The 11,683-nt window shown below is 66.9% G+C and carries 10 protein-coding genes and 1 pseudogene; 10 read left to right on the plus strand and 1 reads right to left on the minus strand.

Features of this window, described 5'->3' with window-relative positions:
* The 10 genes from GV792_RS22645 to GV792_RS22690 form a co-directional block, all read left to right on the plus strand.
* A partial coding sequence (locus GV792_RS22645; protein ID WP_256673870.1) for an aminotransferase class I/II-fold pyridoxal phosphate-dependent enzyme occupies nucleotides 1-974 on the plus strand: 974 nt, incomplete at its 5' end.
* Between the two features lie 148 nt (nucleotides 975-1,122).
* Nucleotides 1,123-1,761: a TetR/AcrR family transcriptional regulator gene (locus GV792_RS22650; RefSeq protein WP_163826289.1), complete on the plus strand. Its 639-nt coding sequence runs from the start codon at nucleotides 1,123-1,125 to the stop codon at nucleotides 1,759-1,761.
* Nucleotides 1,762-1,767: 6 nt separating this feature from the next.
* The gene (gene purB, locus GV792_RS22655) at nucleotides 1,768-3,189 is read left to right on the plus strand and encodes an adenylosuccinate lyase (protein ID WP_163826290.1); all 1,422 of its coding nucleotides are present in this window, start codon (nucleotides 1,768-1,770) and stop codon (nucleotides 3,187-3,189) included.
* A 135-nt stretch (nucleotides 3,190-3,324) separates the two neighbouring features.
* Complete coding sequence (locus GV792_RS22660) at nucleotides 3,325-3,747, plus strand: HIT family protein (protein ID WP_163826291.1); 423 nt, start codon at nucleotides 3,325-3,327, stop codon at nucleotides 3,745-3,747.
* A 143-nt stretch (nucleotides 3,748-3,890) separates the two neighbouring features.
* Complete coding sequence (locus GV792_RS22665) at nucleotides 3,891-4,850, plus strand: alpha/beta hydrolase (RefSeq protein ID WP_163826292.1); 960 nt, start codon at nucleotides 3,891-3,893, stop codon at nucleotides 4,848-4,850.
* Nucleotides 4,851-4,923: 73 nt separating this feature from the next.
* Nucleotides 4,924-7,113, plus strand: coding sequence for a S9 family peptidase (locus tag GV792_RS22670; RefSeq protein ID WP_163826293.1), 2,190 nt, complete (start codon nucleotides 4,924-4,926; stop codon nucleotides 7,111-7,113).
* Between the two features lie 72 nt (nucleotides 7,114-7,185).
* On the plus strand, nucleotides 7,186-7,887 hold the full coding sequence (locus tag GV792_RS22675) for a DUF2334 domain-containing protein (protein WP_163826294.1): 702 nt from the start codon (nucleotides 7,186-7,188) through the stop codon (nucleotides 7,885-7,887).
* 206 nt (nucleotides 7,888-8,093) lie between these two features.
* Nucleotides 8,094-9,512, plus strand: coding sequence for an APC family permease (locus GV792_RS22680; protein ID WP_163826295.1), 1,419 nt, complete (start codon nucleotides 8,094-8,096; stop codon nucleotides 9,510-9,512).
* Between the two features lie 73 nt (nucleotides 9,513-9,585).
* Nucleotides 9,586-10,023 carry a hypothetical protein gene (locus GV792_RS22685; RefSeq protein ID WP_163826296.1) on the plus strand — a complete coding sequence of 146 codons (438 nt, stop codon included), beginning with the start codon at nucleotides 9,586-9,588 and terminating at the stop codon, nucleotides 10,021-10,023.
* A gap of 7 nt (nucleotides 10,024-10,030) precedes the next feature.
* Entirely contained in the window at nucleotides 10,031-11,389 is a 1,359-nt protein-coding gene (locus GV792_RS22690) for a dipeptidase (RefSeq protein WP_163826297.1), read from the plus strand.
* A 44-nt stretch (nucleotides 11,390-11,433) separates the two neighbouring features.
* On the opposite strand, the pseudogene GV792_RS22695 reads toward GV792_RS22690, so the two are convergent.
* A pseudogene (locus tag GV792_RS22695) lies at nucleotides 11,434-11,683 on the minus strand (hypothetical protein); the annotation flags it as partial.

The following is an 11,683-nucleotide window of genomic DNA, read 5'->3' on the forward strand; positions in this document are numbered from 1 at the left end:
CGCCCGCGCCGGCGCCGGTATTGCGTGCGACCAAGGTTGCGATCGCCGCACACCACAGCGACACCTACGGCTATCCCGTCGACCCCGACGACGTGGTGGTGACGACCGGCTCCTCCGGCGCATTCACCCTCATCTTCCTTGCCGCCTTCGACCCCGGCGACACCGTGGTGGTGGCCCGCCCCGGCTACCCGGCCTACCGCAACACCCTGACCGCACTCGGTTGCCGGGTGGTCGAGCTCGACTGCGGCGCCGAAACCCGCTTCCAACCCACCGTCGCCATGCTCGACGCCCTGCCGGAACCGCCGAAGGGCTTGGTCGTGGCCAGTCCGGCCAATCCGACCGGCACCATGATCGACCCCGATGAGCTCGCCGCCGTCGCCCGCTGGTGCGACGCCAACGGCACCCTGCTGATCTCCGACGAGATCTACCACGGCATCACCTACGGCGGGGAGCGCACCGCATCGGCCTGGGAGACCTCGCGCGAGGCCGTGGTGATCGGCTCGGTGTCGAAGTATTTCTCGATGACCGGCTGGCGGCTCGGCTGGATGCTCGCCCCGACCGGGATGCGCCCCGCGCTGCAACGTCTGGCCTCGAATATGACGGTCTGCCCGCCTGCCATCTCGCAATACGCGGCGCTGCACGCATTCGGCGCGGAGTCCAAAGCCGAGCTCGACGGCCATGTCCGCCGCTACGCCACGAACCGGAAACTGCTGCTGGACGGCCTCGCCGAACTGGGCGTCACCGATCTGGCACCGGCCGACGGCGCTTTCTACGCCTACGCCGATATCGCCCACCTCACCAGCGATTCCCGTGCCTGGTGCGCCGAGGTGCTCGAGCACACCGGTGTCGCGCTGGCACCCGGACTCGATTTCGATACCGTCGCCGGGAACCACACGGTGCGCTTCTCCTTCGCGGGGGCGACCGCCGACATCGAAGCCGCGCTATCGCGTCTCGATCGCTTCCTGCGCCGCTGAGCACTAACCAGGCGGTCGAACATAGTGTCAGGCAACAACTTTGCACAGTACGACCCCATCGCCGCGCGGATGCGGTAAAAACATCGGTGGCTGCTAATTCCTTCCGATTCCGCACGGATGAACTGATGATGACTGGCACGATGGCACGGTGATAACCGCGACGACCCCGAAAGGCGAACGGCGTCGCCAAGCTCTGGTAGCGGCTGCTGCCGAGCTCCTACTCGAAGGTGGGTTCGATGCGGTAAGGCACCGCTCTGTCGCGACACGGGCCGAGTTACCGCTGGCGTCAACGACGTACTACTTCGAATCGCTGGAGGATCTGATCGCTCGCGCGGTCGAGTTCAGCGGCAATGCGGAGCTGGACGCGATGCGCCGCCGGATCGGCGAGGTGAGCCACCGCCGCCGCGGCGCCGAAGCCACCGTCGAGCTGGTCCTGGACCTGCTGATCGGTACCGACGGCCAGGACGAGGACGCGCGCGGACAATTGATCGCCCGCTACGAGCGCACGGTCGCTTCGGCCCGCCACCCCGAGCTACGCGAGGTGCAACAGCGACTACGTGCGCAACTCGATGATCTGCTGGCCGACGTATTGCGCCGCTCGGATCGGGTGGTTCGGCAGGAGCAGCTGCGCAGACTGGTCGCCGTGGTCGACGGTGCGGTGGTCGCGGCATTGTCCGAACGCGACCCGCAGCCGCGGCGGATGGCCCGCGGCGCACTGCTGGAAGTGATCGACATCGTCGCTCCCGCGACGCCGCAGCAGGTCGACAGGTTCCGAGCACTAGACTGACCGGACGTGAGCCTCGTCCCGAACGTCCTAGCCACCCGATACGCCAGCCCCGAGCTGGTGCATCTGTGGTCCCCCGAGAACAAGATCGTGCTCGAGCGGCGGCTGTGGCTGGAGGTGCTGCGGGCGCAGGCCGAGCTCGGCATCGACGTGCCCGACGGCGTTGTCGCCGACTACGAGCGCGTCATCGACCAGGTGAACCTGGCCTCCATCGCCGAACGCGAGCGTGTCACCCGCCACGATGTGAAGGCCAGGATCGAGGAGTTCAACGCCCTCGCCGGCCATGAGCACGTGCACAAGGGCATGACCAGCCGCGACCTCACCGAGAACGTCGAACAGCTGCAGATCCGGCTCTCGCTCGAGCATGTGCACGCCCACGGCGTCGCGATCGCCGCCCGGTTGGCCGAACGCGCCGCCGAATACCAGGTCCTGGTGATGGCGGGCCGTTCGCACAATGTCGCAGCCCAGGCCACCACCCTCGGCAAACGTTTCGCCTCCGCCGCCGACGAGCTGCTCATCGCGCTGGCCCGGTTGCGCGAACTGATCGACCGCTACCCGCTGCGCGGAATCAAGGGCCCGATGGGCACCGCCCAGGACATGCTCGACCTGCTCGGCGGCGATTCCGCCAAGCTGGCCACCCTGGAACAGCAGGTGGCGCGCCATCTCGGCTTCGCCAATGTGCTGACCAGTGTCGGCCAGGTGTACCCGCGCTCGCTGGACCACGATGTGCTGTCGGCGCTGGTGCAGGTGGGTGCGGGGCCGTCGTCGTTCGCGCACACCATCCGGCTGATGGCGGGCCACGAGCTGGTCACCGAGGGCTTCCAGCCCGGGCAGGTGGGCTCCTCGGCCATGCCGCACAAGATGAACACCCGTTCCTGCGAGCGCGTCAACGGCCTGCAGGTGGTGCTGCGCGGATACGCGTCGATGTCCGCCGAACTGGCGGGCGCACAGTGGAACGAGGGCGATGTGTTCTGCTCGGTCGTGCGCCGCGTCGCGCTGCCGGACGCCTTCTTCGCCATCGACGGCATGATGGAAACCTTCCTGACGGTGCTGGCCGAGTTCGGCGCCTATCCGGCCGTCATCTCCCGCGAACTGGACCGCTATCTGCCGTTCCTCGCCACCACCCGCATCCTGATGGCGGCCGTGCGCACCGGTGTAGGCCGCGAGACCGCGCACGAGGTCATCAAGGAGCACGCTGTGGCCGTCGCGCTGGCGATGCGTGAGCAGGGACGTGAGCCCGATCTGCTCGACCGCCTGGCCGCCGACTCGCGGCTGCCGTTGGACCGGGATGCGCTCGACGCCGCGCTGGCCGATAAGTCGGCGTTCATCGGCGCCGCCGGCGCGCAGGTCGGTGACGTGGTGGCGCAGGTGGACAAGCTGGTCGCCGCGTACCCCGAGGCCGCTCGCTACACGCCATCGCCGATTCTCTGATTCTCTGAGATCGGATAGATATCGCTCGAGCGGTTGGTGCGGGATGCCCTGTGTGGGTGCCGCGCCGATGGGCGCCGTTTCGGCTGAGGGCGGCCGCGGTGGATTTCGGAGCCGGATCGCAGCGATAGTGAGCGGGTGAATCCGTACACGATCTTCGCCGACATCATCGCCGGCAGGGAACCGGCCAGCCGCGTCTACGAGGACGACGACGTCCTCGCGTTCATGGATATCCGGCCGCTCACACCCGGGCATCTGCTGGTGGTGCCCAAGGTCGCCGCGCGCAGCTTGGCAGAACTCGATCCAAAGATCGGCGGCAAGCTGTTCCAGGTCGCGCAGAAGCTCGCCGCCGCGCTGCGGACGAGCGAGGTGGGGTGCGAGGGGGTGAACTTCTTCATGGCCGATGGGGTTACCGCAGGTCAAGAGGTGTTTCATGTCCATCTGCACGTCATCCCGCGCACGGTCGGCGACGGTTTCGGGCTGAAGGCGAGGCCCACGACTCCGCATCGGGCGGATCTGGATTACCTCGCGGGGTCCATCCGGGGTGCGTTGAACCGCTGACCCCGCACGTCATGTGACAGACGTGAAAGCGGTTACGTACCGGGCAGTTTGCTGCCGAAACGCCGAATCTTCAAATGACCGCCGACAACTCGCGCCTGGGTTAGGTTAGAGGGCCATTGTCATGCGCTGATGCAGGAGGGGAAGTGCGTAGAGCAAGAATTGCTGCCGTGGTGCTGGCGTTCGCGGCAGCACTGATCGGCCCGGCGGTGGTGTCGCCCACGCCGGCGTCGGCGGCCCGCCTGGTCCGCGTCGACGAGCTGAGCCCCACCCGATCGGCGATATTCGTCGAATCCACCGCAATGGGCCGCACCATCCAGGTGCAGGTGCTGCACCCCGCCGGCGGCGGATCGCGGGCCTCGTACTACCTGCTCGACGGGCTCGACCCCGGTGTCGGCCAGAGCACCTGGACCAATGCCACCGACGCCGAACGCTTCTTCTCCGGCCGCAATGTGAACGTTGTGCTCCCGATCGGCGGCCAGGCCAGCTACTACACCGACTGGATTCACGACGACCCCCGCTTCGGCCGGTACAAATGGGAGACCTTCCTGACCCAGGAACTGCCGCCGATCATCGACGCACAGTTCAACGGCAACGGGGTCAACGGCATCGGCGGTCTGTCCATGGGCGGCAATGCGGCCTACATCCTGGCGGCCCGCCATCCCGCGCTGTATCGCGCCGTCGCCGGGTACAGCGCCTGCCCCGACACCGCGATGGCGCAGGGTGCGGTGATGTTCTCGGTCGCCAATCGCGGCGGCAACCCGCTCAACATGTGGGGCCCGCCGGGCAGCCCCGCCTGGGCCGCGCACGATCCCTCGTTGATGCTGGAGCGGTTGCGCGGCAAGACCCTCTACCTGTCCACCGGCACCGGTATCCCCGGCCCACACGAGGCCGAGATCAAGCCGCAGCTGGCGGAGAACATCTTCCTCGGCGGTCCGGTCGAGCTCGGCGTCAACCTGTGCACCGTCGCCTTCGAGCAGCGGTTGCGCGCCGCGGGCATTCCGGCCCGGATCGACTACAGCCCCGTCGGCACTCATTCCTGGTCGTACTGGCAGGACACACTGCACGCCTCCTGGTCGACCATCGGACCTGCGCTGGGCGCCTGATCCCGGCTCGGCGCCGGGCCGCGGCCGAATCCGGGCGGGCGGTGCACCGGCAGCCCCGGCTACGGTGGTGCGCATGGCTCTCGACAGTGGTAGCGGATCGACAACCGACGACCAGACGGTGACGGCGCCGATCGCCAAGACGGTGCCCCTCGAGCGGGTGCACCACGATGATGTCTTCGTCGACGAATACGAGTGGCTGCGGGACAAGGAAAGCCCCGAGGTCATCGCCTACCTGGAGGCGGAGAACGCCTACACCGAGTCACGGACCGCTCACCTGCGCCCGCTGCGGGACAAGATCTTCGACGAGATCAAGGCGAGGACGCTGGAGACCGACCTGTCGGTGCCCACCCGCGTCGGCGACTACTGGTACTACTCGCGCAGCTTCGAGGGCAAACAGTACGGCGTGCACTGCCGCTGCCCGATCGATGCCGATGCCACGGGCATCGACGCGTGGACCCCGCCGCAGCTCGACGTCGACACCGAGATCCAGGGCGAGCAGGTCCTGCTGGACAGCAATGCCCTCGCCGAAGGCCACGACTTCTTCGCCCTCGGCGCGTTCTCGCTCAGCTACGACGGCAACCTGCTCGCCTACTCGGTCGACACCGCGGGTGACGAACGCTACACCCTGCGCATCAAGGATCTGCGTACCGGCGAGCTGCTCGGCGACGAGATCCCGCGCACCGCGCCGGGCGCCACCTGGTCGCTGGACGGGACGCACGTCTTCTATCAGACCGTCGACGAATCCTGGCGTCCCGATACCGTCTGGCGCCACCGCCTCGGCACCGGGACCGACGCGGATGTGAACGTCTTCCATGAGCCGGACGAGCGGTACTGGGTGAGTGTCGGAGCGACCCGCTCCGAGAAGTACCTGATGATCTGGGTCGGATCCAAGATCACCACCGAAGGCTGGGTGCTGGAGTCCGATAACCCGGAGGGTGAATTCCGGGTGCTGTTGCCGCGACGCGAAGGTGTCGAGTACGCCGCCGAGCATGCTGTGGTGGCGGGCCAGGACCGGTTCCTGATCCTGCACAACGACGTCATCGCCGAAGGTCGGCCCGGCGCGGGCACGAAGGCGGAGAACTTCGTCCTCGCCGAGGCCCCGGTGGCCGATCCGGCGGAGATGACCGTGCTCATCGACCACCGCGACGATGTGCGGCTGGAGGACGTCGACGCCTTCGCCGGGCATCTGGTGCTCAGCTACCGGCGCGAGGCGCTGACCCGCGTCGCGGTTTGGCCGCTCGGCCCGGCCGGCTATGGCGAACTGCGCGAACTCGACTTCGGGCTGGAACTGTTCGCCGCCGGTGTCGGAGCCAGCCCGGAATGGACGCAGCCGACGCTGCGTCTGGGCGTCACCTCCTTCATCACGCCGATGCAGGTGTTCGACTACGTGCCAGCTACCGGTGACCTGCTGCTGCGCAAAGAGCAGCCGGTGCTCGGCGGATACGACCCCAACGACTATGAGCAGCACCGGGACTGGGCTGTCGCCGAGGACGGCACCCGCATCCCGATCTCGGTGATCAAGCGCAAGGATCTCGACATCACCGCGCCGAAGCCGCTGCTGCTCTACGGGTACGGGTCCTACGAGGCCAGCATGGACCCGTCGTTCTCGGTGTCGCGGCTGTCGCTGCTGGATCGGGGCATGGTGTTCGCGGTCGCGCATGTGCGTGGCGGCGGTGAGATGGGCAGGCTCTGGTACGAGAACGGTAAGACGCTCACCAAGAAGAACACCTTCACCGATTTCGTGGCCTGTGCCCGTCAACTGATCGACAACGGCACCACCGCCGCAGATCGCATGATCGCCGACGGCGGCAGCGCGGGCGGTCTGCTGGTGGGTGCGGTGGCGAACCTGGCGCCGGAGCTGTTCGCAGGGATCCTCGCAAATGTGCCATTCGTCGACCCGTTGACCTCGATCCTCGACCCGTCCTTGCCGCTGACGGTCATCGAATGGGACGAATGGGGCAATCCGCTGGCGGACAAAGACGTGTACGACTACATGAAGTCCTATTCGCCCTATGAGAATGTCGAAGCCAAGGACTACCCGGCCATTCTGGCGATCACCAGCATCAACGACACTCGTGTGCTCTATGTGGAGCCGGCCAAATGGGTGGCCAAGCTGCGTGCCACCAAAACCGGCGATTCCCCCCTGCTGCTCAAGACCGAGATGAGCGCCGGGCACGGCGGCGTCAGCGGTCGCTATGAGAAGTGGAAGGAAGTGGCGTTCGAGTACGCATGGGTGCTCGACACCGTTGGATTGGCCGAATGACCAGGTAGGGAGTTCGTCAGGCGGTCATCCGGACAGCACGTCGAATACATCTGCGGCTGGCACCGTAGGTTCATGAACGCTGAGCTGATCGTGTCGGTTTCCGGTATCCGGGACACCACCCGGGACGCGGCGATCGAGTTCGCCGCGGAAATGGATCGGCGTGACGTGCGGCTGTCGCTGCTGGTGGCGCCCCGGTTGAAGGGGAAATACCGGCTGGTGAACGACCCGGCCACGCAGTCATGGCTGCGCGGCAGACGGGCCGAGGGCGATGCCATCGTCCTGCACGGCTACGACCAGGCCGCCACCAAGCGCAGGCGCGCGGAATTCGCGACCCTGCCCAAGCATGAGGCGTTGCTGCGGCTGACCGCCGCCGACCGGGTGCTCGAGCAGGTCGGGCTGCGTACCCGGTTGTTCGCCGCACCCCGGTGGGATGCGTCGGCGGGTGCGCTCGCGGCCCTGCCGCAGACGGGTTTCCGGCTCGCGCTAGGCCTGACCACCATGCTCGACCTGGAACGCGATATCGCGCAGAAATCCAGGGTGTACGGGATCGGTGAGGGTTTCCGCGCCGAACCGTGGTGGTGTCGCGCGCTGGTCATGGGCGCGGCCCGCACCGCGCGCCGCGGTGGTGTGCTGCGCCTGGCCGTTTCAGGTGCTCAGCTGGGGCGTTCCGGTCCGCGGCAGGCCATGCTCGACGCCGTCGACCTCGCCCTCTATCACGGTGCGGTCAGCGACGTGTATCGCTGGGAACCGTTCACCGCGGCGCGGGCGGCATGAGGCGCCGCCGCCCCGGTTCGGCGATCGAGGGGCGGCGGCGTCTACCTGTGTGGGGCGCGTGGTCACGATTTGGGTGATGGTTGCGCGTCAATAGCCCGAATTCACGCGATGGCCTCACGGTTTCATGCCACAGTGGTCACGGCGGCGTGATGTCGGCCGCTTCTGGATTGCTGGATCGGGCAGGACCGAGCAGGCAGGAGGGAGCGATGACCGCGACCACCAAGAGCGACACCGCCACCAAGTACATCTCCTGGGTGACCTTGGCGCTGATGACCACCAGTTCGGTGGCCAGTTTGCGGTCGGCGCCCACGATGGCCGTCTACGGCCTGGCGTGCGTATTCCTCTATCTCGTTCCCGCGCTGCTGTTCCTGCTACCGACCTCGCTGGTGGCGGCGGAACTGGCGTCGGGCTGGCAGGGCGGGGTGTACCGGTGGGTCGGTGAGGGCCTGTCGAAACCGCTCGGGTTCCTGGCCGTGTGGTGCCAGTTCGCCATGACGATCTTCTATTACCCGAGCCTATTGGCCTACGTGGCAAGCACTTTCGCCTACATCATCAATCCTGCGCTTGCGGCGAACGGTGTGTATGTCGCGATCGTCATCATCACCGTCTACTGGGCGGGCGTGTATATCTCCTCGCAGGGAACCAAAACGGTGGCGGGGCTGTCGAGTATGGGGCTGGTGATCGGAACATTGATCCCCGGCACCGTCCTGGTGCTGTTGGGGATGGTATTCCTGGCGCAGGGCAACCCGTCCGCCGCGCCGATGGACGGCGATCATCTGCTCCCCGCTTGGGCCGGGTTGGCCAGCCTGGTGCTGATCGTGAACAATTTCCTCAGCTATGCGGGCATGGAGATGAACGCGGTGCACGTGTCCAGCCTGCGCAATCCCGGTCGGGAGTTCCCCAAGGCGATGTTCATGGCCGCGGGTCTGGTCCTGCTGATATTCATCCTGCCCGCCCTGGCGATCAGCTGGGTGGTGCCCGCCGCGAACCTGAGCCTGACCGCCGGTGTGATGCAGGCCTTCGACGGATTCTTCGGGCATTTCGGAATCGACTTCCTGACACCGATCGTCGGTATCGCGCTGGTCGCTGCCGCGTTGGGTGGCATGCTCACCTGGCTCGCCGGCCCGTCGAAGGGGCTGCTGCTGATCGGGCGTTCCGAGGGCTACCTACCGCCGGTCCTGACCAAGACGAATGCCCATGGCGTGCAACAGAACATGCTCGTCGCGCAGGGTGTGTTCACCACGCTGATCGCGCTGCTCTACGCATTCATTCCGAATGTTTCCAGCGCCTACTGGATTCTGTCGGTCATCACCACGCAGGTGTATCTGATCATGTATGTGCTGATGTTCGCGGCGGCGGTCCGGTTGCGCCGCAACCAACCCGATCATCCGCGCGGATATCGGGCGCCCGTGCTGGTCGGGTTGTGCGGGCTGGGCGCGGCGTCCTCGGTGGCGGCGTTCGTCATCGGGTTCGTGCCACCCTCACAGTTCGGTGGCGGTAACACCCTCGTCTATGTGCTGGTCGTCGGTGGTGGGCTCGGCATCGTCGGTCTGCTGATTCCGTATCTGTTCTATCGATTCCGGCGGGAGAGCTGGAAGATCGCGGCGCCGGAGGTGACGGCATGAGCGGGTCAGCGCCCGGAGGCGGCAGCTTGCGTCACCACGGAGGGCGCCCCGGTCATGCCAGAAGGGACACAGCATGACGACGGGCGACGCACCCGATCGCAAGCGGCGCATCATCTACGTCACCGCGATCGTGCTGCTGTGCACGTTCGCACTCTTCGGTCTCGCGCAGTTCGACCGCATCCGTGACGACCATCAGGCCGATGTGCTGGCCGGGCAACTACATGACCAGCTGGTAGCCGCGGGCCTACCCGCGCCCGACCCGCAAGTCATCGCGAACTCGCTGGGCCGCGACGGCGGGATCGTGTGCCAGGACCCGTCCTCGGCGCTCATCAAAGCTCGATATCAGCAGTCGATCACCACCGGGTCGGGCGGTCCGGGCGAGCGGCCGGTGATCGGTTCGAGCGATATGGTGCGCGCGGTGGAGTTGGTGATCGCCACCTATTGCCCGGAGCGGCTCGATGACTATCTGAATCAGGTGGGGAACATGAAGTTCGACGATACGACGAAGTGAAGGTGCCATGACCGCCGACGACACACGCATAACCGACCTGCGCAAACGGGTCGCCGAGCAGATGCCGCAGGCGCGGGCCGACCTCGCGCAGTTGGTCGCGCTGAAATCGGTGGCCGACCCGCGCCAGTTCCCGCCCGAGGAATGCGAACGCACGGCGCATTGGGTAGCGGACGCGTTCGCCGCGGTCGGGCTCACCCGGGTCGGACTCCACGAAACGCCCGACGGCAGTAAGGCCGTCATCGCCTCCCGGCCCGCTCCGCCGGGCGCACCGACGGTGCTGCTGTACTGCCATTACGACGTGCAACCGCCGCTCGACGACGCCGCCTGGCGGACCCCGGTGTGGGAACTCACCGAGAAGGACGGCCGCTGGTTCGGGCGCGGCGCGGCCGACTGCAAGGGCAATATCGTCATGCACCTGACGGCGCTGCGGGCGCTGGGGACCGACCTGCCGGTGGGCGTCACGCTGGTCGCCGAGGGGTCGGAGGAACAGGGAACCGGCGGTCTGGAGCGTTTCGTCGAGGCGAATCCGGATCTGCTGCGGGCCGACGCCATCCTGGTGTGCGACAGCGGGAACTTCGCGGTGGGCGTGCCGACGTTCACCGAAACATTGCGCGGCAACGTCAATGTGGTGATAACCGTGGAAACCCTTGCGGGGCCGGTGCATTCGGGCATGTTCGGTGGTCCCGCCCCCGATGCGCTCGCGGCGATGATCAAGCTGTTGGATTCGCTGCGCGACGAACACGGCAACACCACCGTCGACGGTCTCGCCAATAACGAAACCTGGTCCGGTGTGCAGTATCCCGAGGATCAGTTCCGCACTGATGCCGGCCTGCTCTCCGGTGTCGGTTTGCTCGGCGACGGTACCGTCGCCGACATGCTGTGGGCCCGCCCGGCACTCACCGTTCTCGGCATCGACGCCCCCAAGGTCGTCGGTTCGTCGGCCGCGGTGCAGCCGATTGCCCGTGCCCGCCTCAACCTGCGTATTCCGCCCGGCACCGACCCTGACAAGGCTCACGAGGCCTTGGTCGCGCACCTGAAATCCCATACGCCGTGGCAGGCGAAACTCGGTATCGAGCTCGAATCCACGGGCGCGCCGTTTCGCTCCGGCCGCGGCGGACCCGCCCGCGCCGCCATGGAATCGGCCCTCGCCACTGCCTACGGCCGCCCCGCCACCACCCAGGGCCAGGGCGGATCGATTCCCCTCTGCAACGTCTTCGCCGACACTTACCCCGACGCCGAGATCATGCTGCTCGGCGTGGAAGAACCCCAGTGCCTCATCCACGCCCCCAACGAAAGCGTCGACCCCACCGAGATCGAACACCTCGCCCTCGCCGAGGCGCTGTTCCTCTCGTCATATACCCGGTAAGCCGGTCGGGTCCGGACGTGTGACCGGATTGCGGTCCGATCGGTTCACAGGTCGGCGGAATCCTCCGGTTGGACGACGCGGAATTCGGTATCGGGCGGGCCCATTTCGGCGAGGCGGCCGAAGTAGATGCCTTGGGCTTCGGGGGCGATGATGCCGAAGTGGATGGGGATGGCGGTGCGGGGGGCTACCGCGCGGAGGTAGTCGACGGCTTCGCTGATGCGCATCCATGGGGCGACGGCGGACGCCACGCCGTCATCCACCCCGACATCCCCGTCATCGACAACACCGTCTTCC

Origin of the sequence: Nocardia cyriacigeorgica, from assembly GCF_010868145.1 — a bacterium.
In the GTDB taxonomy this organism is placed as follows: domain Bacteria; phylum Actinomycetota; class Actinomycetes; order Mycobacteriales; family Mycobacteriaceae; genus Nocardia; species Nocardia cyriacigeorgica_D.

Coding starts and splice junctions, on each gene's coding strand:
- GV792_RS22670 (WP_163826293.1), top strand. CDS start 4,924: ATGGCTCTCGACAGTGGTAGCGGATCGACAACCGACGACCAGACGGTG.
- GV792_RS22675 (WP_163826294.1), top strand. CDS start 7,186: ATGAACGCTGAGCTGATCGTGTCGGTTTCCGGTATCCGGGACACCACC.
- GV792_RS22680 (WP_163826295.1), top strand. CDS start 8,094: ATGACCGCGACCACCAAGAGCGACACCGCCACCAAGTACATCTCCTGG.
- GV792_RS22685 (WP_163826296.1), top strand. CDS start 9,586: ATGACGACGGGCGACGCACCCGATCGCAAGCGGCGCATCATCTACGTC.
- GV792_RS22690 (WP_163826297.1), top strand. CDS start 10,031: ATGACCGCCGACGACACACGCATAACCGACCTGCGCAAACGGGTCGCC.